Genomic DNA, 19,633 nt, shown 5'->3' on the forward strand with positions numbered 1-19,633 from the left:
AATACAAGATAGATAGAAACAATGGAATGGTTTGAAGCGCTTGTCCTTGGGCTTTTGCAAGGACTTACAGAGTATTTGCCGGTGAGCAGCAGCGGCCATCTGGCCATAGGCTCGGCTCTGTTCGGCATTGAGGGAGAGGAAAATCTGGCTTTCACCATCGTGGTGCATGTGGCCACGGTGTTCAGTACACTGGTCATCCTGTGGAAGGAGATTGACTGGATATTCAAGGGCCTGTTCAAGTTCCGCATGAACGACGAGACCCGTTACGTCATCAACATCATCATCTCGATGATACCCATCGGCATTGTGGGCGTGTTTTTCAAGGACGAGGTGGAAGCCATTTTCGGCTCGGGCCTGCTGGTAGTGGGATGCTGCCTGCTGCTGACGGCTGCCCTGCTCACCTTCTCCTATTATTACAAGCCCCGCCAGAAGTCCGAAATCTCGAAGAAAGACGCTTTCATCATCGGCCTGGCACAGGCTTGTGCTGTGCTTCCGGGCCTTTCGCGTTCGGGCAGCACCATCGCTACGGGCCTCCTGCTGGGCGACGACAAGGCCAAGCTGGCCCAGTTCTCCTTCCTGATGGTCATTCCTCCCATCCTGGGAGAGGCGTTGCTCGACGGCATGAAGCTGATGAAGGGCGAGGCTATTGCGGGCGACATCCCGACCCTGTCGCTGATAGTCGGCTTTGTGGCCGCGTTCGTATCGGGCTGCCTGGCCTGCAAGTGGATGATCAATATCGTGAAGAAGGGCAAGTTGGTGTATTTCGGTATCTATTGTGCCATTGCCGGCGTGCTGACGCTGGTGGTGAACTTGCTCGGATGATACTTGTTATAAGATAAGAAAGAAAGAGACGTGAATTTCAAGAAAGGAGAAGTCTTATACCTGAACAAGCCGTTGGGCTGGACATCGTTCAAGGTGGTGGGCCACGTGCGTTACCACATCTGCCGGCGGCTGGGCGTGAAGAAGTTGAAAGTGGGTCATGCCGGCACGCTCGACCCCTTGGCTACGGGTGTCATGATTGTGTGCACGGGCAAGGCAACGAAGCGGATAGAAGAGTTCCAGTACCACACGAAGGAGTACATCGCCACCATCCGGCTGGGTGCCACGACCCCTTCCTACGACCTGGAGCACGAGATAGATGCCGTCTATCCCACGGAGCACATCACCCGCGAGCTGGTGGAGGAGACGCTGAAACGTTTTGTCGGCGAGATACAGCAGGTGCCCCCTGCCTTCTCGGCCTGCATGGTGAACGGCAAGCGCGCCTACGATCTGGCACGCAAGGGCGAGGACGTGGAGCTGAAGCCCAAGCTGCTGGTCATCGACGAGATAGAGCTGCTGGAGTGCAACCTGCCCGAAATAAAGGTGCGTGTGGTATGCAGCAAGGGTACCTATATCCGTGCCCTGGCCCGCGACATCGGCGAGGCGCTGGACAGCGGTGCCCATCTGACGGCCCTGGAGCGTACGCGTGTGGGGAATGTCCGTATTGAGGACTGCCTCAATCCGCTCGACTTCAAGGACTGGATCGACGCACAGGAGATAGAGACGGAAACAGAAGAAGAACAATAAAAAATAACCTATACATATAAAAGAAAGGAAAGATATGAAACTGTCGCAATTCAAATTCAAGCTTCCTGAGGAAAGGATCGCTTTGCATCCCACCAAGTACAGGGATGAGTCGCGTCTGATGGTGTTGCACCGCAAGACGGGGGAGATAGAGCATCGGATGTTCAAGGACATACTGGAGTATTTCGACGACAAGGATGTATTTGTCTTCAACGACACCAAGGTTTTCCCTGCCCGCCTCTATGGCAACAAGGAGAAGACCGGTGCCCGCATCGAAGTGTTCCTGTTGCGCGAACTGAATGAAGAACTGCGCTTGTGGGACGTGTTGGTTGACCCTGCCCGCAAGATACGTATCGGTAACAAACTCTATTTCGGCGACGACGACTCGATGGTGGCCGAAGTCATCGACAACACCACTTCGCGTGGGCGTACGCTGCGTTTCCTCTACGACGGCCCGCACGACGAGTTCAAGAAGGCTCTCTATGCCCTGGGCGAAACGCCGCTGCCCCACAGCATCATCAACCGCCCCGTAGAGCCTGAGGATGCCGAGCGTTTCCAGTCCATCTTTGCCCGTCACGAAGGTGCTGTGACGGCTCCTACGGCCAACCTGCACTTCAGCCGCGAGCTGATGAAGCGTATGGAAATCAAGGGCATCGACTTTGCCTACATCACCCTGCATGCCGGCTTGGGTAATTTCCGCGAAATCGATGTGGAAGACCTGACGAAGCACAAGACCGACTCCGAGCAGATGATTGTAGATCAGGAGGCTGTGAATATCGTGAACCGTGCCAAGGACCTGAACAAGCAGGTGTGTGCCGTAGGTACAACGGTGATGCGTGCCATCGAGAGTACGGTCAGCACCGACGGCCATCTGAAGACCTACGACGGCTGGACAAACAAGTTCATCTTCCCGCCTTATGACTTCACGGTAGCCACTGCGATGGTGTCCAACTTCCACATGCCGCTTTCCACACTGCTGATGATTGTGGCAGCCTTCGGCGGATACGAGCAGGTGATGAATGCCTACGACGTGGCTCTGAAGGAAGAGTACCGTTTCGGTACGTATGGCGACGCCATGCTGATTACAGACAAATAAACTGATTTAATGAAGAGAAAGAATGAAGAATGAGGAATTCTCGGAGAAAGAATTTGCGGGCGAAGAAATAGATAACCCTATGGCTTCTGCATCGCAAGGAGGTACTTCATCCTTCATTCTTCCTGCTTCATTTGTGTACTATTTAGGGTTGGGTACCAACCTCGGCAACAAGGAGCAGAATCTCCGCGATGCCGTTCGGATGATAGAAGAGCGGATAGGAAAAGTAGTTTCCCTTTCCGCTTTTTATGCAACAGCCCCCTGGGGTTTTGACTCTGCTAACGGCTTTCTGAATGCCGCCTGTCGGGTCGATACGGCACTGCAACCCTTGCAGGTATTGGAGGTTACGCAGGCCGTCGAACGCGAAATGGGACGCACTGGCAAGTCGGTGGACGGTGTCTACCACGACCGTATCATCGACATCGATTTGTTGGCTTGTCTGGACGCATCGGGTAGGGACGTTCTGGTGGATGTTCCTCAGTTGAAGTTACCCCATCCGTTGATGCACCTCCGCGATTTTGTCATGAAACCACTGGGAGAGATAGCTCCCGAACTGGTACGTTCAATCCAGTCAAAACGAAAAGAAAAATGAAAAGACTATGGTTGTTCAGTCTGCTTTTGTGGACTGTTTTGTGTGTGAAGGCACAACAGAAAAATGAATTTACCGTGCTGCAATGGAACATCTGGCAGGAAGGTACGCAGGTAAAGGGAGGCTATGACGCCATTGTGGACGAGATTGTTCGTCTGAAGCCCGACTTTGTGACACTCAGTGAAGTGAGAAACTACAAGAATACCCGCTTTTGCGACCGTATCGTCCAGTCGTTGAAGCAGCGTGGTGAAACTTATTATTCCTTTTTCAGTTACGATTCGGGTCTGCTGAGCCGCTATCCCATTACCGATTCGTTGACCGTTTTCCCGTTGAAGGACGACCACGGAAGCATTTACAAGATGGTAAGCTCCATCCGCGGCCATCGGATAGCTGTCTATACGGCCCATCTGGATTACCTGAGCGATGCCTATTACAACGTACGTGGTTACGATGGTTCTACCTGGAAGGAAATTCCCATTCCGCAGACGGTGTGCGAGGTGCTGCAGGTAAACGACGCTTCTTTGCGTGACGATGCCATCCGCAACTTCATTGCCGAAGCGAAGAAAGACATTGCCGAAGGAACTATTGTGATATTGGGCGGCGACTTCAACGAACCCTCTCATCTCGACTGGACACGCGAGACAAAAGACCTCTTCGACCATAACGGCCTGATTGTACCCTGGACGGTTCCTCTGCTTCTGGACAACAATGGTTTTGTCGATACGTACCGCGAACTTTATCCCGATGTCATCAACTATCCCGGCTTTACTTTCCCGGCCGATAACCCGCTTATCCCCGTCGAAAAACTGACGTGGGCACCTAAAGCCGATGAACGCGACCGCATAGATTACGTGTTTTACCATCCGCATCCGACCATTGAGCTGAAAGATGCAGTCATTTTCGGTCCCCGTGGCTCCATCGTCAACAGCAAGCGTATGCCCGAAGAGTCGAAAGACCGCTTCCTGCTTCCATTGGGCGTATGGCCTACCGACCACAAGGGCCTGCTGGTGACTTTCGGGCTGAAATAGTCTTGATGCAACGTTAATTTTGGCGCAAAGCATCGTTTCTTGAAGAAAAAGAGCTATCTTTGCGTCCGAAATAACCATGTGGAAAGATTTGAGTAGCTTGCAACCACAGAAAAAAATGCTAAAACACATACTTTTCTGAACAGTACGGCTTCGTGCCGGTACTTCTACTCGCTGAACTTTCCCATTCAAATTTTGTTTTATTAATTATTACTTAATTGTTATTGAAATGGGATACTTGTTTACATCCGAATCGGTGTCTGAAGGACACCCCGACAAAGTGGCCGACCAAATATCGGACGCTGTACTTGACAAACTGTTGGCCTACGACCCCAGCTCCAAGGTAGCTTGCGAAACGTTGGTTACGACTGGTCAGGTAGTGTTGGCCGGTGAAGTGAAAACCAAGGCTTACGTAGACCTCCAGCTCATTGCACGTGAAGTCATCAAGAAGATTGGCTATACGAAAGGCGAATACATGTTCGAGAGCAACTCGTGCGGCGTACTGAGCGCCATCCATGAGCAGAGTCCCGACATCAACCGTGGTGTGGAGCGTCAGGACCCTATGGAACAGGGTGCAGGCGACCAGGGCATGATGTTCGGTTATGCCACCAACGAGACCGAAAACTACATGCCGCTCTCGCTCGACTTGGCACACCGCATCCTCCAGGTGCTGGCCGATATCCGTCGCGAAGGCAAGCAGATGACCTACCTGCGCCCCGATGCCAAGAGTCAGGTGACCATCGAATACGACGACAACGGTATGCCTGTGCGCATCGACACCATCGTAGTATCCACGCAGCACGACGACTTCATCCAGCCGGCCGATGATACGGAGGCTGCCCAGCTCAAGGCCGATGAAGAGATGCTGGCTATCATCCGTAAAGATGTGATTGAAGTGCTGATGCCCCGTGTTATCGCTTCTATCCATGCCCCGAAGGTTCTCGCTTTGTTCAACGACGATATCACTTACCACGTCAATCCTACCGGTAAGTTCGTAATCGGAGGCCCTCATGGCGATACCGGTCTGACAGGTCGCAAGATTATTGTAGATACTTATGGCGGTAAGGGTGCACACGGTGGTGGCGCTTTCTCCGGCAAAGACCCCTCGAAGGTCGACCGTTCGGCTGCCTACGCTGCCCGCCACATCGCCAAGAACCTCGTTGCAGCCGGTGTGGCCGATGAAATTCTGGTACAGGTAAGCTATGCCATCGGTGTGGCTCGCCCCATCAACATCTACGTCAACACCTATGGCCGCAGCCATGTGAATATGAGCGACGGTGAGATTGCCCGCAAGATTGACGAAATCTTCGACCTCCGCCCCAAAGCCATCGAGGATCGTCTGAAACTGCGTAACCCCATCTATCAGGAAACGGCAGCTTACGGACACATGGGACGTGAGCCTCAGATTGTGACCAAGCATTTCCGCAGCCGTTACGAAGGTAACAAGGATGTTACGGTAGAGCTCTTCACGTGGGAGAAACTCGATTATGTAGATAAGGTAAAAGCTGCTTTCGGATTGTAATCCGGCAGTATTTGTTCTTACCGGGGGTGTGTCAAAGAAGGGGAAATCCTTTTGACGCACCCTCGTTTTTTTGTCTGTAAGCATACTTTTCTGACTGAAATCATGTACCTTTGCCTACAAAACCAATCCGTGTCATCATGATGAATAAGATTAATGCTGTCTGTGTCTATAGTGCGTCGAGTACGAAAATCGATTCTGTGTATTTTGAAACAGCTCGTGAATTGGGTACCCTGTTGGCCCGGAATGATATCCGTGTAGTCAACGGTGCCGGGAATATGGGACTGATGGCCGCTGTTTCCGATGCAGCATTGGCGGCTGGAGGGCAGGTGACAGGTGTCATTCCCCGTTTTATGGTAGAACAGAACTGGCACCATACAGGATTGAGCGAACTGATCGAGGTCGATACCATGCACGAACGCAAGCAGAAGATGGCGGCGCTGAGCGATGCTGTCATTGCTTTGCCCGGTGGGTGCGGTACGCTGGAAGAACTGCTCGAAGTGATTACGTGGAAACAGTTGGGGCTTTACCTGAATCCGATTGTCATTCTGAATGTAAAGGGATATTACGACCCTCTGCTCGAGATGTTCAACCGAGCGGCTGAAGAACACTTTATGGGTGCCCGCCACATGGATATCTGGCGTGTGGCCCGTACGGCTCAGGAAGCGTTGGAACTTGTACGGACCACTCCATTGTGGGATGTCTCTATCCGTAAGTTTGCTGCCTTATGATGCTGGATTTGTGGTTACAGGTGTGGATGGCAGGAACGGCAGATGCAGGGATTCCTCTTCCTTATTCTCCGGAGCGCGACGATTGCGTTTCATGGGTCTTGCTGTGTTGTTTCCTTTTGTCTTCCTATGCCTTGTCACATAGCCATAAATTCCTGTTCCAGTTGGCCCATGATTTTGTTGTCCATCGTGAACGGGCCAGTATTTTCGCCATTTCCACCGGTACCGATTTACGTTATCTGTTCTTATTGTTGTTGCAGACGTGCGTGCTTTCCGGCCTGTTCCTGTTTGTTTGTTCTGGCAGCTTGATATCAGAGTTGGGCGGTTATTCTTCTTCTCTTCCTGTGCTGGGCGGATATGTAGGCTGTTGTGTGCTCTATCTGTTTGTCAAATGGTTGCTTTATTCTTGCCTTGGATGGATTTTTTTTAACAGAAATACCGTCTCTTTTTGGCTGGAGTCTTATTCTACGTTGCTATATTACTTAGGATTTGGATTATTTCTCTCCATCCTGTTTATCGTATATTTCCATATACCGTTGCAAATTTCTGTTATAATTGGTTTGGTTTTGCTCGGTTTGGTTAAAATCTTGATACTTTATAAGTGGATAAAGCTTTTTTGTCATAATTTGTTCGGCGGTTTGCTTTTAATTTTATACTTTTGTGCCCTTGAAATCATACCCTGTGTGATGTTATACAGTGGTTTGACGCAGTTAAATGATTATTTAACAATAAATTTTTAGGACGTTGAAGATTAAAAAAGTGCTTGTGTCGCAGCCGAAACCGGCTTCCGAAAAGTCTCCATACTACGACATAGCTGAAAAATACGGAGTGAAAATAGATTTTCGTCCGTTCATTAAGGTGGAGAGTGTTACAGCAAAGGAGTTCAGACAGCAGAAGATCTCAATATTGGATCACACCGCTGTTATTTTCACTTCCCGTCATGCCATCGATCACTTCTTCCATTTGTGTACGGAGTTGCGTGTGACTATCCCTGAAACCATGAAATATTTCTGCGTGACAGAGTCTATCGCTCTGTATATCCAGAAGTATGTTCAGTACCGCAAACGTAAGATTTTCTTTGGACAGACCGGTAAGTTCGATGATCTGTTGCCTTCCATTCTGAAGCACAAGACCGAAAAATATTTGGTGCCGATGTCGGATGTGCATACCGATGAAATCAAGAATGCACTCGACAAGAACAAGATTCAGCATAGCGAGGCTGTGATGTATCGTACGGTGAGCAACGATTTCCAGCCGGGCGAAGCTTTCGATTACGATATGCTGGTATTTTTCAGTCCTGCCGGTGTGTCTTCTTTGCAGAAGAATTTCCCCAATTTCGAGCAGAAAGACATCAAGATTGGAACGTTCGGGTCGACAACGGCACAGGCTGTACGCGATGCCGGCTTGCGTCTCGACCTTGAGGCTCCTACTGTGAAAGCTCCGTCGATGACTGCTGCCCTCGACATGTTTATCAAGGAGAACAATAAAGAATAGTGAACCGTTTACGTAAGCCCGAGAGGCTGAGTCGAAAAAAGATAATAGAGAAGATGTTCGCGGGAGGCTCGCGTTCCTTCTCTATTTTTCCTTTACGGGTAGTGTGGCTGCCGGTAGAGGAACTCGACGTGCCGGCTTCTCTGCTGGTCAGTGTGTCCAAGCGACGCTTCAAGCGGGCAGTGAAGCGCAATCGTGTGAAGCGGCAGATTCGCGAGGCCTATCGCTTGAACAAGCAGCCTCTGTTGGAGACTCTTGCTGCCAACAACCTATATTTAGCCCTTGCCTTCATCTACTTGTCTGACGAGCTGGTTGATTCGGCACTGATTGCTGAAAAAGTGAAAATAGCCTTGACGCGTATTGCCGAAAAGGTTTCGGCCGGACAGTCGGCTGCTTCTGCCGAATGATCAGAAAGATACTGACATACTTGCTGTTGCTTCCCATTTACTTTTATCAGCGTTGCATCTCTCCGCTGACTCCTCCTTCCTGCCGTTTTACCCCTACCTGTTCGCAATATGCCGTCGAGGCACTGAAGAAACATGGTCCCATCAAAGGACTGTATCTGGCCGTCAGACGCATTCTGCGTTGCCATCCTTGGGGTGGTTCGGGGTACGATCCTGTTCCTTAATCAGACAACTCCCCATGCAGTCTTATCCCATAGACATCCATACTCATCGGCTGGTACCCGTACCGGGTGAATCTATTGTCAGCTGTCTGCCCGATGCTTTCTTTCCGCAAGAGGATGGTTGGTATTCCGTAGGCATTCATCCTTGGAATTTGGATAGTTACGACTGGATGGAAGCAACATTCAGAATGTATTTTGAGTCGTTGATATGTCATCCGCAAGTACTGGCGGTAGGCGAGGTTGGGTTAGACAAGCTTGTATCGGTTTCTTGGGATAGTCAGACAGACGCTCTTCGCTATCAGGCTGATGTAGCTGAATCCATAGGCAAGCCGCTGGTACTCCATTTGGTGAAGGCTACGACGGAACTGTTGGCCTTGAAGCGGGAGTTGAACCCTCGTGTCCCTTGGATTGTTCACGGCTTTCGCGGCAAGGCGCAGCTGGCTCTCGACCTTGTGCGCCACGGTTTGTACCTCTCTTTCGGTGTCCGTTATCAGGAAGAAGCCTTGCGGCAGATGCCTGCCGACCGGTTGTTTCTGGAGACGGACGAGAGCGATGTCCCTATCTCCGATTTGTACGAACGGGCGGCCCTCGTACGTGGTGTGACGTGCGATGAATTGGTGGAAACGGTTTCCCGCAACGTGCAGAGTGTCTTTTTTGGACATTAAGTTTTGTTTCTTCGAAGAAAGGTCGTACTTTTGCGCAGGTATAACTATAAATCAAATCATTAAACAATCAATCATTCGATGAATTTCGTAGAAGAATTAAGATGGCGTGGCATGCTCCACGATATGATGCCGGGCACGGAAGAACTGCTGGCCAAAGAACAAGTGACTGCTTACATTGGTTTTGACCCAACTGCCGATTCGTTGCACATCGGCCACTTGTGCAGTGTGATGATTCTGCGTCATTTCCAACGTTGCGGACATAAGCCGTTGGCTTTGATTGGTGGTGCTACGGGTATGATCGGTGACCCTTCGGGTAAGTCTGCTGAACGTAATCTGCTGACCGAAGAGACATTGCGTCACAACATGGAAGGCATGAAGAAGCAGCTTGCCAAATTCCTGGACTTTGATTCCGATGCCCCCAACCATGCCGAACTGGTGAACAACTACGACTGGATGAAGGATTATTCGTTCCTCGATTTCGCCCGTGAGGTGGGCAAGCATATTACTGTGAACTACATGATGGCGAAGGACAGCGTGAAGAAGCGTCTGAACGGTGAAGCCCGTGACGGACTTTCGTTTACGGAGTTCACTTATCAGCTGCTTCAGGGTTATGACTTCCTCCATCTGTATGAGACCAAGGGCTGCAAACTCCAGATGGGTGGTAGCGACCAGTGGGGTAACATCACGACCGGTGCCGAGCTCATCCGCCGTACCAATGGCGGCGAGGTGTATGCACTGACCTGCCCGCTGATTACGAAGGCCGACGGTGGCAAGTTCGGCAAGACCGAGAGTGGAAACATCTGGCTCGATCCGCGCTATACGTCTCCCTACAAGTTCTATCAGTTCTGGCTGAACGTGAGCGATGAAGATGCCAAGCGTTATATCAAGATATTTACAGCCTTGAGCAAGGAAGAAGTGGAGGCATTGACTGCCGAACACGAAGCGGCTCCGCACTTGCGCGTCCTCCAGAAACGTCTGGCCAAGGAAGTGACCATCATGGTACACTCCGAGGAAGACTACAATGCGGCTGTCGAGGCTTCGGCCATCCTCTTCGGTGGCGGTACGTCCGAGGCTTTGAAGAAGCTGGACGAGCAGACGCTGCTGTCCGTCTTCGAAGGCGTGCCCCAGTTCGAAGTTTCGCGCGACGCACTGGCTGCCGGCGTGAAGGCCGTTGACCTGTTTACCGAAAATGCGGCCGTATTCGCTTCGAAGGGCGAGATGCGCAAGCTGGTACAAGGCGGTGGCGTTTCGCTGAACAAAGAGAAGCTCACAGCTTTCGACCAGGTAATCACGACTGCCGATCTGCTGGATGACAAATACCTGCTGGTTCAGCGCGGCAAGAAGAACTACTATCTGATCATTGCGAAATAAGCGGATACATCATTTTATAATAAAGAAAAGACCGGCCACAAAGTGTGATTTATGTGGTCGGTCTTTTCTTTTAACGTGAAATAAAATCGGGAAATATCCGTTATTGCATATTGAAAGGTGTCGCTTATTCGAACGTCAACCATTCCAGGTTCATCAGGTCAACTCCCGGATCACCCCGAAACACCAGTACAAGGGCGTGGCGGCCGGAAGCGGGTTTTATTGGAATGGAGTGGATACGATAAGCTGTCTCCCCTTTGGAAGGAGAAAGTTCACAGGTCCCTAACAGCAGGCCGTTGGGGCTGTCGAGGCGTACTTCGATACGGGCTGCCCGATTTTCTCCCCAGGTTTTGCAGAGAAAACGGGTTACTTGTACGCGGTCGAAATCATAATATTTCCACCAGGCACAGTCTCCATTGCGAATATCAGACAGATATTCCACTGGAGTATCTTGTATGGGACGATATACGCGAACGGTAATGTTCCCTTTCAGCCGGCAGGCGCGGGCGGCATCCATACGGAGCAATGGAGAGATGGGGCCTCCAGCTCCCTGCGTGGTCATTTCGGCCTGACGGATACTGCCATCGGGATTGAAGAATATGGGTTCAAGGCAAACCTTGCGCATGGTGGAACCGTCGTGTGTGGGACGATGGTAGAAGATATACCATTGTCCGTCTACTTCCAACAGCGATCCGTGGTTATTGACTACATTGCGGTTGCTCTCGTAATTGTCAATAATAACTCCCCGGTATGTAAAAGGTCCGAAGGGTGTAGGGCCGGTAGCATAGTCGAGTGTGGCACAGTTGGACTCGCCGTGTTGCGAGTGGCTTCCGTAAACGTAGTAATAGGTACCGTTTATTTTCCGGACGGAGCTTCCTTCATTAAAGTAATGTTCCTGATAAGTGAGAAGATTGTCATGCACTTCTCCTTCAATGGAACGCATGTCTTTGCTTAGTTTGGCTCCACGGGCATGCCCTTGTCCCCAGTAGAGGTAAGCTTGCCCGTCGTCGTCTATAAAGACAGAGGGGTCAATACCTGTAATTCCTTTGATAGGTTGTCCGTTGCGGAACGGACCGTAAGGTGATTCGGATACGGCCACACCCTCGTTTTCACCTCCGGAGGCAAGGCAATAATAGAGATAATACTTGCCGTTGTGATAGATGCAGTCGGGGGCATATAAGATGTCGTCGGTATAGTCTGTCTGTTTGCCTTTTCCCTGTGTAGCGAAGGAAAACTGATCGAGATCCCAATGTTTCAGGTCGTAGGACGAAAGTACGTGGTAGGCCGTCGAGCACCAAGCTGTACCTGGTACGTCGCGTGATCCGTAAACGTAAATTTTCCCGTTAGGCATTTGCCGTGCCTCCGGGTCAGCGATGTAAATACCGGGAGGAGCGATGGGATTGAGCATACCGGCAGCCTGGGGCGTGGTAGCTTCCAAAATAGGCAAGGTGGATTGTATGGCCGGTTTCGGTTGACAACTGGTCAGTAGTACGGTTGTAAACCATACTACTGCCAGGTCTGTCAATCTTCCGGGATGTGTTGATTCTTTTATTCTTTTCATGGTTCATGTATCATTTTCCGATTTCCTTCAGTAGCTCGTCCACAGCCGTCTTGAGCTGCGTGTCCTCACCCTTGACGATGGTCTCGGGGCTGTTGAGTATCAGGATATCGGGCTCCAGCTGCGAGTTCTCCAGGTAGGAACCGTCGGGCAGACGGTAGCCGATGACGGGGATACCGAATACCAGTGAGCGGTCCTGCAGCGTCTCCCACGACACACTGGTCATGGTACCAGGTACGGGCGCACCCACCAGCTTGCCCAGCTTGCGGTGGCTGTATACCCAGGGCGTGCCGTGAGCGTTGGAGTAGTTGGCCTCGCACTGCAGCATGATGCTGGGCTTGTTCCAGCGGCGGCTGGGCATGTCGCAGGCTTCGCGTCCGCGCACTACCTGTGTGAAGTATTTCTCTCCGCTGAACAGCACCTCGATGTCTTCGTGCAGGCGTCCGCCACCGTTGAAGCGGGTATCGATGACGATGCCGTCGCACTTGTTATACTTACCCAGGATGTCCGAATAGATGGTACGGAAGCTGCCGTCGTCCATCGACTGGATGTGTACGTAGCCCAGGCGTCCGCCCGACCAGCGCTCCACGTCGGCCGCGCGCTGCTTCACCCAGCGCTGGTAGAGCAGGCCGTTCAGTGCGCCGCTGCTGATGGGCTTCACCACTTCGTCCCAACGTTCGCCTGTGGCAGGGCTGTAGAAGGAGACGAGCGTCTTGCGGCCCGCCTTGCCGTTGAGCAGCTGGCTGATGTCGGTCTTGGCATCCAGTGCCTGCCCGTCAATCTTCTCGATGCGGTCGCCGGCCTTTACCTTGGAGCGGGCCGTATCGAAGGGCCCTTTCTCCACCACTTCGTCTATCAGCAGACCCTGTCCGCGGTCGGTCCAGCTGTAGAGCAGGCCCAGGCTGGCGGTAGCGTCGGTGGCAAGCGAGGGATAGTAGCGTCCGCCCGTGTGCGACACGTTCAGTTCGCCCAGCCATTCGCTCAGCAGTTCGGCAAAGTCGTAGTTGTTGTTGATGTGGGGCAGGAACTTGCGGTAAGCGGCCGACATCTTGTCCCAGTCCACGCCGTGCATGTTCAGGTTGTAGAAGCGCTTCTTCTCCTGCTTATAGACATGATCGAACATATAGGCACGCTCTTCGGCCAGGTCCATCTTCATTTCGGCACGGTAGGTGATGGCGTCCAGCTTGTCGCTCTTGGTATTCATCTTCTGCATGCTGCGGCTGCTCAGGATGAAGAGGTTGTCGCCCTTCTTGTCCAGCGTGAGCGAAGCCCATCCGGCATCCATCTTCTTCAGCAGCTTGGTGTCGTGCTTGCGCAGGTCCATCTTCCAGAGGTCGAAGCCCCCTTCAAAGGCCGACATGTAGTAGAGGCTTTCGCCGTCGGCCGAGAGGATGGCGTCGCCCAGGCGCGAGGAGTTGGGCGTGAGGCGCACGATGCGGTCCTCGATGCCGTCCAGCTCTACCTCGATGGCTTTCACGTCGTCTTTCTTTTCGCCGTCCTTCTTGTCTTTCTTGTCCTTGTCGTCGTCCTTGTCTTTCTGGTCTTTGTCGGCTTCGGCCTTCTCCTGCTTCTGAAGTTCATAGTCCTCCTTGCTCAGGCGGTACTTGTCGTAGGCGTCCTGGTTGAGGAACACCAGCATGGCGTCTTCCAACGAACCCCACGAAGCATGGCTGCGCATACCGTAGCGTTCGGTGCTGAAAAGGAGTGCATTGCCGTCCATCACCCAGCGGGGCGAGGAGCTGAAGTAACCGCTGCCCGTCAGGTTGAAGATCTGTCCCTTGCCGTCGGCGCTCACCAGGCCGATATCGGTATAGGGATCGTGGCCGTTGCCGATGAATTCGAGGGCGAACCACCGTCCGTCGGGCGACCAGCGGTAGGTGAAGCCGCCTGCGGTGCTGTACCAGGTGGAGCCGTCGGTTATCTGGCGCACCTTCTTCGTCTCAAGGTTGAGGACCATCAGTCGGTTGCGGTCTTCGATGAAGGCCAGCTCCTTGCCGTCGGGCGAGAAGGCGGGCATGGTACGTTCCACGGTCGTGGAGGGCAACAGCACTTCCTCGTCTATCAGGGTGGCGTTGGCAAAGTTGGGATCTTCCTTGCGGGCTATCTTGGCCAGGTAGAGCTGCCAGTTGCCTCCGCGCTCGCTGGCATAGGCCAGGGTGCGGCCGTCGGGGGCAAAGCAGACGTCGGCTTCGGCTGCCGCGGTATGGGTAATCTGCTTGGTGGTGGCATAGTCGGCCGAGGTAACGAATACCTCGCCACGAACGATGAAGGCCACCTGCTCGCCGTCGGCCGAAGGTGTGGCCGAGGTAGCTCCGCTCGAGAAACTGAGGCGGGCCACGGCGTCGGTGTCATCGTCCGTCAGGCTGATTTTCACCTTCTGCGGCTTGCCGCCCACGGTCTGCGTATAGATCTCGCCGTCGTAGGTATAGCAGAGGGTACCCTTGCCCTGCGAGAGGAAGCGTACGGGGTGGGTCTTGAAAGTGGTGACGGGCAGTACGGCCTGAGGGTTGTTCAGCCCCATGCGCCACACGTTGAACGAACCTCCGTTGCGTTCGCTCAGGAAGTAAACCTCCGTGCCGTTGTCCGACAAGATGGGATTGCGGTCCTCGCCAGCGCGATGGGTCAGGTTGGTGTGACGGCCCGTAGCAGCATCATAGCGCCAGATATCACGCGTGACAGACGACGTGTGGTGCTTGCGCCATTCGTCCTCGAAGCCTTTGCGGTCCTGGTAGAGGAAGGACCCCTTACCGTCGTTCAGGAAACAGATCATCTCGGCAGGCGTAGCCAGTACTTGCTCCGTCCGTCCGCCCGTGACGGGCACGGCATACAGCTCCGTCATGGCCGAGGTGGGGAAGAGGGCGCTCGAAGCGGGGTCTTGCAGGGCGGCGTTGAAATAGACCTTCTGGCCGTCGGGCGAGAAAGCCGTGGGCACTTCGGAGGCCGAGTTATAGGTGAGGCGTCGTGCGCTTCCGCCGTCGGCCGGCATTACATAGACGTCCATATTGCCTTCGCGGTCGCTGGCAAAGGCTATCTGGCGGCCGTCGGGCGACCACACGGGCGACGATTCGTAGGAGGCCTGCGACGTGAGCCTTACGGCTTCGCCTCCCTGTGCATTCACTTTGTAGAGGTCGCCCTTGTAGCAGAAGGCGATCTGCGTGCCGTCGGGCGAGATGCGCACGTCGCGCATCCAGAGCGGGGTTCCGGCCCAGGCCGAAGCCGCGGCCGTGAGGCCCAACAGCAGGGAACATGTCAGTTTCTTCATTTTTTTAAGGGATATTGATGTATTTATTCTGATGAGACAAAGATAGTGCAAACCGAGGGAAGTACAAAACGAAAACTCTGTTTTCGGATTTTATATCCGAGGTGCAGCCTATCTTATGAAGAGATAAACAAAATCGGCAAACCGATTGAAAAAAATGGTTGAATATTTGGAAGCTATCGCCGAAACCCCTATCTTTGCACCGCTTTTTAACAGAAAGCACCTGAAGTTTGGACTATGGTGTAATGGTAGCACAACAGGTTTTGGTTCTGTTTGTCCAGGTTCGAATCCTGGTAGTCCAACGACCAACCGACAAAAGCCTCAAGAGATTTCCTCTTGGGGCTTTTTCTTTTTTCCGCCATGCCCGCAAGCGCTGCATCAGAATGTATGAAACCGACACAACTGCTTTCAATCTATCAATTTATAACTATGCAAATGGACAATATTATAAGTCAATATGTATGCGATGTTCCGATATTGTTACGCATAAAGTTTTTTATTGCATAAAATAGCTGACTTTATGAAAAAAGAAGTACCTTTGTGCCGCTTTTAAAACGAACCTGAACTTATATATTGATAGTAGTATATGAAAATAATCTGGTCTATCCGGTCCTTTAACTTCACGAATGTGCCATAGGAAGCGTCCTGACATCGGAGAATAGCTTTTTATGTATCATTTCAAATTATTATTTTCATGTTTACATTCATTACGATAATGGCCTTCGGAGTCATTATAGGCTACCGTTTGCGCCATACGCACAAGATTCATAAAGTAACCTCACTCATCCAGGCAGTGGTTTGCCTGCTGCTCTTTATTCTGGGATTGTCCATCGGGACCAATAAGCTGATTGTAGGCAACCTCAGCTACTTCTGCCGTCAGGCGGCCGTCATCTCTGCCCTGAGTTTGCTGGGAAGCTCGATGGCTGCTTTACTCGTGTCTCATTTATTTTTCAAGAAAGGAGTGGGAGATGAAAAGTAGTCTGGCTATCCTGTTGTTTTTCCTTTTGGGATGTGTGGGCGGCCTTTATTATACGGCCGATTTCGATTTGCACCTGCTTTCGGTGGACGTGCTGTATGTGCTGATGCTCCTGCTGGGCATCAACCTGGGTTGCAACCAGGACCTGAAAGGGTTTGTCCGTCAGTTCAGTTTCAAGATGCTGCTGGTGCCCCTTGCCACGGTGGCGGGCACGTTTCTGTTCTCGGCCGTGGCGGGTTTCATCCTCAGCCAATGGAGTGTGTTCGATTGCATGGCCGTAGGCAGCGGATTTGCCTATTATTCCATCTCTTCCGTACTGATTACCCAGCTGAAGGCGCCCAGCATCGGCATGCAGCTGGCCACGGAGCTGGGTACCATTGCCCTGCTGGCCAATATCTTCCGCGAAATGACGGCCTTGGTGGGAGCACCCTTCATCAGGAAATACTTCGGTCGTCTGGCCCCCATTTCGGCAGCTGGAATCGGTTCGGCCGATATCCTGCTGGCGTCCATCAGCCGCTATTCGGGTAAGGATGCCATTCCGCTGGCCATCTTGCATGGGATACTGATCAACATCAGTGTGCCTTTCTTCGTGTCACTGTTCTGTAGTCTGTAGGAGGGGGCGTTTTTATTCCTGTTTCGAATTTAATCGGATTCGGTTGCAAAATGACAGGAAAACGCGCTTTCCGCTAACACGCTCCTTTTTTAAATCAGACAAACGGGAGGGAAAAACAGCCCTCCTGCTTCCCTTTCCGGCAGGGGAATGCATGTTTAAGCGGGGCAAAGTGCAGGTTTTCCCACATCAGATTGCATGTTTTCCCTCGGCAAAGTGTATGTTTTCCCTCGGAAAAAGCAATGTTTGGCGAGGGAAAAAGCTATGTTTTCCCCGTTTCCGGACTTCGAAGCCTTCGTTTCAGGGCTTCCGCCTCCCAGAAGAGCGGCTTTCCGCCCCGTTTTTCTTCCAGAATTTTTGTAAGGATTTCGCTATCCCGTTAGGAATGAGCAGGTAAGGACTTTCTCGCTTCGTTCTTTCGCATCAGTCCTGCCATCGGGCCAAACGGAGCGATTCTCAGGCGGTCGGCGTGTCAAAGTGTCAATCTGTCATCCTGATAGATGGTAAGGTATGGAAAAACATTTCTGTTGCACCTGTATTGTTTCGTATATTATCACTACATTTGTATCATGTACCGACATGATGTTCTATAATGGGAAATTTGAATAGTAGAACAACACATGGCTGAAAAATAAACGTATGTAGAAGTTATGGCAAATAAAAATCTGAATAAGGCAAAGGAAGCGAAGAAAGACGAGTTTTATACCCAGCTTGATGACATCAATAACGAGCTGAAGCATTATCGCGAACATTTTCGGGGTAAGACGGTATTATGCAACTGTGACGACCCGCGGGTAAGTAACTTTTTCACTTATTTTGCATATAACTTCGAGTACCTTGGTTTGAAAAAACTGATTACCACCTGTTATAAGAACCGGAATGTGGATTTATTCAGCCAGAACCAGAGCGAACAGGCTGTATATCTGATTTATGAAGGAGACAAGAATGGGAATCATACTCCGGATGCGAACGAAATAGGAGTAATGCCCCTGAAAGGCGACGGCGACTTCCGTAGCAAGGAGTGTATAGAGTTGCTTAAAGAAGCTGACATTGTGGTTACCAACCCGCCATTCTCATTGTTTAGGGAATATGTTGCCCAGTTGATTGAGTACGATAAGAAGTTTTTGATTATTGGACATCAAAATGCAATCAAATATAAAGAGATATTTCCACTTATCCAACAAAATAAGTTATGGCTTGGTTACGGATTCAAGGGCGGTGCAGGCCATTTTATTTCTCATTATGAAGATACGGCTACTGCTGGTGATCATCGTGAAGGAATGATTCGCGTGTCTGGCGTTACCTGGTTTACAAATCTTGAGATAAAGAAACGCCATGAAAACTTAATTCTTTATAAGCACTATACTCCTGAGGAATATCCGACTTATGAGAACTATAATGCAATCGACGTATCAAAAACAGAATATATCCCAATGGATTATGATGGGTTAATGGGAGTTCCTATTACTTTTATGGATAAATACAATCCTGAACAATTTGAAATCATAGGAAATACTTGTGATACAGATTGGATAAGGTCTGTTGGATTTAAGCCGATGGGGCAGGCTACAATTGATAATTTAAGAAAGCAAGGTAATAAAGCTCATGTTACAGCTAATATGAATTCACCATATATCTTGAAAAATGGTCTTGTATCTTTACCATATGCAAGAATTATAATCCGTAAAATCAAGAAGTAAACCTATGAAAGCCGAAGAAATAATAGAACTGTTCCAGCAATTTGAATCCATCGCCAACGAATACGAAGGAGTGGAATGCTGGAGCGCAAGAGATTTATCCACACTTTTAGGATATGCCAAATGGGAAAAATTCAGTAATGTAATAGACAAGGCAAAAGAAGCCTGTATAAATGCAGGAGGAAATCCAGATGACCATTTTCCCGGCGTGGGGAAAATGGTCGTACTTGGTTCAGGTGCTCAGCGTGAGATAAATGACTACATGCTGACGCGTTATGCCTGCTATCTTGTAGCACAAAATGGAGATCCCCGCAAACCACAAGTAGCATTTGCCCAGAACTATTTTGCTGTACAGACGCGTCGGGCTGAACTTGTACAAAAACGAATACTTGATTATGAGCGTGTCATTGCGCGCAACAAATTGGCTGAAACAGAAAACCGCCTGTCTGGCATCATCTATGAGCGCGGAGTAGACAACAAAGGATTCGGCATTATCCGCTCTAAAGGCGACAAGGCATTGTTTCATTTGGACACAGCATTATTGAAGCGCAGGTTAGGCGCTCCCGATAACCGGCCATTGGCCGACTTTCTTCCGACAATCAGCATTAAGGCAAAGGATTTTGCTGCTGAAATGACCTCAGTAAACGTGCAACAGAAAGACTTGCACGGACAAGAACAGATAACCCGTGAGCATGTAGACAACAATGCAGCCGTAAGGAATATGCTGCTTCAACGTGGAATCGTGCCAGAACAGCTACCGCCGGGAGAGGACGTGAAAAAGGTGGAAAGGCGGTTAAAATCAGAAGAAAAATCACTGACCAAGAAACAAAGTACGAAGAAAACCTCTAAAAAAGGAAAGGAGTAGAC

Annotated in this window: 19 protein-coding genes and 1 tRNA gene; 18 read left to right on the plus strand and 2 right to left on the minus strand. The window is 50.9% G+C overall.

The annotated features are described in order from the left end of the window. Positions 1-21 precede the first annotated feature (21 nt). The 13 genes from RDO88_RS05395 (at position 22) to tyrS (ending at position 10,669) form a co-directional block, all read left to right on the plus strand. Complete coding sequence (locus RDO88_RS05395) at positions 22-822, plus strand: undecaprenyl-diphosphate phosphatase (protein WP_307758402.1); 801 nt, start codon at positions 22-24, stop codon at positions 820-822. A gap of 30 nt (positions 823-852) precedes the next feature. Beyond that, complete coding sequence (gene truB, locus RDO88_RS05400) at positions 853-1,566, plus strand: tRNA pseudouridine(55) synthase TruB (RefSeq protein ID WP_307758403.1); 714 nt, start codon at positions 853-855, stop codon at positions 1,564-1,566. Between the two features lie 34 nt (positions 1,567-1,600). Next, positions 1,601-2,659: a tRNA preQ1(34) S-adenosylmethionine ribosyltransferase-isomerase QueA gene (queA, locus tag RDO88_RS05405; RefSeq protein ID WP_307758404.1), complete on the plus strand. Its 1,059-nt coding sequence runs from the start codon at positions 1,601-1,603 to the stop codon at positions 2,657-2,659. Positions 2,660-2,738: 79 nt separating this feature from the next. Next, positions 2,739-3,248 (plus strand): 2-amino-4-hydroxy-6-hydroxymethyldihydropteridine diphosphokinase, encoded by a 510-nt coding sequence (gene folK, locus RDO88_RS05410; RefSeq protein ID WP_307758496.1) that lies wholly within the window; start codon positions 2,739-2,741, stop codon positions 3,246-3,248. Next, positions 3,245-4,273 carry an endonuclease/exonuclease/phosphatase family protein gene (locus tag RDO88_RS05415; protein WP_307758405.1) on the plus strand — a complete coding sequence of 343 codons (1,029 nt, stop codon included), beginning with the start codon at positions 3,245-3,247 and terminating at the stop codon, positions 4,271-4,273. The genes folK and RDO88_RS05415 overlap by 4 nt, the downstream gene beginning before the upstream one ends. Before the next feature lie 226 nt (positions 4,274-4,499). Beyond that, entirely contained in the window at positions 4,500-5,792 is a 1,293-nt protein-coding gene (metK, locus tag RDO88_RS05420) for a methionine adenosyltransferase (RefSeq protein WP_307758406.1), read from the plus strand. A 137-nt stretch (positions 5,793-5,929) separates the two neighbouring features. Beyond that, positions 5,930-6,520, plus strand: coding sequence for a TIGR00730 family Rossman fold protein (locus tag RDO88_RS05425; RefSeq protein ID WP_307758407.1), 591 nt, complete (start codon positions 5,930-5,932; stop codon positions 6,518-6,520). Beyond that, positions 6,520-7,257 (plus strand): DUF4271 domain-containing protein, encoded by a 738-nt coding sequence (locus tag RDO88_RS05430; protein ID WP_307758497.1) that lies wholly within the window; start codon positions 6,520-6,522, stop codon positions 7,255-7,257. The genes RDO88_RS05425 and RDO88_RS05430 overlap by 1 nt, the downstream gene beginning before the upstream one ends. A 4-nt stretch (positions 7,258-7,261) precedes the next feature. Next, positions 7,262-8,011, plus strand: a complete 750-nt coding sequence (locus tag RDO88_RS05435) for a uroporphyrinogen-III synthase (RefSeq protein ID WP_307758408.1) — start codon at positions 7,262-7,264, stop codon at positions 8,009-8,011. Next, positions 8,008-8,415 carry a ribonuclease P protein component gene (gene rnpA, locus RDO88_RS05440; protein ID WP_307758498.1) on the plus strand — a complete coding sequence of 136 codons (408 nt, stop codon included), beginning with the start codon at positions 8,008-8,010 and terminating at the stop codon, positions 8,413-8,415. The genes RDO88_RS05435 and rnpA overlap by 4 nt, the downstream gene beginning before the upstream one ends. Beyond that, positions 8,412-8,636, plus strand: a complete 225-nt coding sequence (gene yidD, locus RDO88_RS05445; protein ID WP_374043905.1) for a membrane protein insertion efficiency factor YidD — start codon at positions 8,412-8,414, stop codon at positions 8,634-8,636. Before rnpA ends, yidD begins: the two co-directional genes overlap by 4 nt. Positions 8,637-8,650: 14 nt before the next feature. Further along, the gene (locus RDO88_RS05450; protein ID WP_307758409.1) at positions 8,651-9,298 is read left to right on the plus strand and encodes a TatD family hydrolase; all 648 of its coding nucleotides are present in this window, start codon (positions 8,651-8,653) and stop codon (positions 9,296-9,298) included. Positions 9,299-9,376: 78 nt separating this feature from the next. Further along, positions 9,377-10,669: a tyrosine--tRNA ligase gene (tyrS, locus tag RDO88_RS05455; protein WP_307758410.1), complete on the plus strand. Its 1,293-nt coding sequence runs from the start codon at positions 9,377-9,379 to the stop codon at positions 10,667-10,669. Between the two features lie 124 nt (positions 10,670-10,793). On the opposite strand, the gene RDO88_RS05460 is transcribed toward tyrS, so the two are convergent. Both RDO88_RS05460 and RDO88_RS05465 read right to left on the minus strand, forming a co-directional pair. Beyond that, the gene (locus RDO88_RS05460) at positions 10,794-12,227 is read right to left on the minus strand and encodes a family 43 glycosylhydrolase (protein ID WP_307758411.1); all 1,434 of its coding nucleotides are present in this window, start codon (positions 12,225-12,227) and stop codon (positions 10,794-10,796) included. Positions 12,228-12,237: 10 nt separating this feature from the next. Continuing rightward, positions 12,238-15,486 (minus strand): S41 family peptidase, encoded by a 3,249-nt coding sequence (locus RDO88_RS05465; protein WP_307758412.1) that lies wholly within the window; start codon positions 15,484-15,486, stop codon positions 12,238-12,240. 228 nt (positions 15,487-15,714) lie between these two features. Between RDO88_RS05465 and RDO88_RS05470 the strand changes: the two genes are divergently transcribed. The 5 genes from RDO88_RS05470 to dinD all read left to right on the plus strand — a co-directional run bounded on the left by RDO88_RS05470 (position 15,715) and on the right by dinD (position 19,631). After that, positions 15,715-15,785, plus strand: a tRNA-Gln gene (locus tag RDO88_RS05470). Positions 15,786-16,177: 392 nt separating this feature from the next. Continuing rightward, positions 16,178-16,462, plus strand: a complete 285-nt coding sequence (locus RDO88_RS05475; RefSeq protein ID WP_307758413.1) for a LysO family transporter — start codon at positions 16,178-16,180, stop codon at positions 16,460-16,462. After that, complete coding sequence (locus tag RDO88_RS05480; protein WP_021848780.1) at positions 16,452-17,072, plus strand: lysine exporter LysO family protein; 621 nt, start codon at positions 16,452-16,454, stop codon at positions 17,070-17,072. The genes RDO88_RS05475 and RDO88_RS05480 overlap by 11 nt, the downstream gene beginning before the upstream one ends. Before the next feature lie 647 nt (positions 17,073-17,719). Next, the gene (locus RDO88_RS05485; RefSeq protein ID WP_307758414.1) at positions 17,720-18,769 is read left to right on the plus strand and encodes an adenine-specific methyltransferase EcoRI family protein; all 1,050 of its coding nucleotides are present in this window, start codon (positions 17,720-17,722) and stop codon (positions 18,767-18,769) included. Positions 18,770-18,773: 4 nt separating this feature from the next. After that, on the plus strand, positions 18,774-19,631 hold the full coding sequence (dinD, locus tag RDO88_RS05490; RefSeq protein ID WP_307758415.1) for a DNA damage-inducible protein D: 858 nt from the start codon (positions 18,774-18,776) through the stop codon (positions 19,629-19,631). Positions 19,632-19,633: the final 2 nt, after the last annotated feature.

Source organism: uncultured Mediterranea sp. (genome assembly GCF_902493215.1).
Taxonomy (GTDB): Bacteria; Bacteroidota; Bacteroidia; order Bacteroidales; family Bacteroidaceae; genus Bacteroides.

Coding starts and splice junctions, on each gene's coding strand:
- RDO88_RS05450 (WP_307758409.1), top strand. CDS start 8,651: ATGCAGTCTTATCCCATAGACATCCATACTCATCGGCTGGTACCCGTA.
- RDO88_RS05415 (WP_307758405.1), top strand. CDS start 3,245: ATGAAAAGACTATGGTTGTTCAGTCTGCTTTTGTGGACTGTTTTGTGT.
- tyrS (WP_307758410.1), top strand. CDS start 9,377: ATGAATTTCGTAGAAGAATTAAGATGGCGTGGCATGCTCCACGATATG.
- RDO88_RS05475 (WP_307758413.1), top strand. CDS start 16,178: ATGTTTACATTCATTACGATAATGGCCTTCGGAGTCATTATAGGCTAC.
- RDO88_RS05485 (WP_307758414.1), top strand. CDS start 17,720: ATGGCAAATAAAAATCTGAATAAGGCAAAGGAAGCGAAGAAAGACGAG.
- metK (WP_307758406.1), top strand. CDS start 4,500: ATGGGATACTTGTTTACATCCGAATCGGTGTCTGAAGGACACCCCGAC.
- RDO88_RS05395 (WP_307758402.1), top strand. CDS start 22: ATGGAATGGTTTGAAGCGCTTGTCCTTGGGCTTTTGCAAGGACTTACA.
- RDO88_RS05480 (WP_021848780.1), top strand. CDS start 16,452: ATGAAAAGTAGTCTGGCTATCCTGTTGTTTTTCCTTTTGGGATGTGTG.
- RDO88_RS05430 (WP_307758497.1), top strand. CDS start 6,520: ATGCTGGATTTGTGGTTACAGGTGTGGATGGCAGGAACGGCAGATGCA.
- RDO88_RS05465 (WP_307758412.1), bottom strand. CDS start 15,486: ATGAAGAAACTGACATGTTCCCTGCTGTTGGGCCTCACGGCCGCGGCT.
- RDO88_RS05460 (WP_307758411.1), bottom strand. CDS start 12,227: ATGAAAAGAATAAAAGAATCAACACATCCCGGAAGATTGACAGACCTG.
- yidD (WP_374043905.1), top strand. CDS start 8,412: ATGATCAGAAAGATACTGACATACTTGCTGTTGCTTCCCATTTACTTT.
- RDO88_RS05425 (WP_307758407.1), top strand. CDS start 5,930: ATGATGAATAAGATTAATGCTGTCTGTGTCTATAGTGCGTCGAGTACG.
- queA (WP_307758404.1), top strand. CDS start 1,601: ATGAAACTGTCGCAATTCAAATTCAAGCTTCCTGAGGAAAGGATCGCT.
- dinD (WP_307758415.1), top strand. CDS start 18,774: ATGAAAGCCGAAGAAATAATAGAACTGTTCCAGCAATTTGAATCCATC.
- folK (WP_307758496.1), top strand. CDS start 2,739: ATGGCTTCTGCATCGCAAGGAGGTACTTCATCCTTCATTCTTCCTGCT.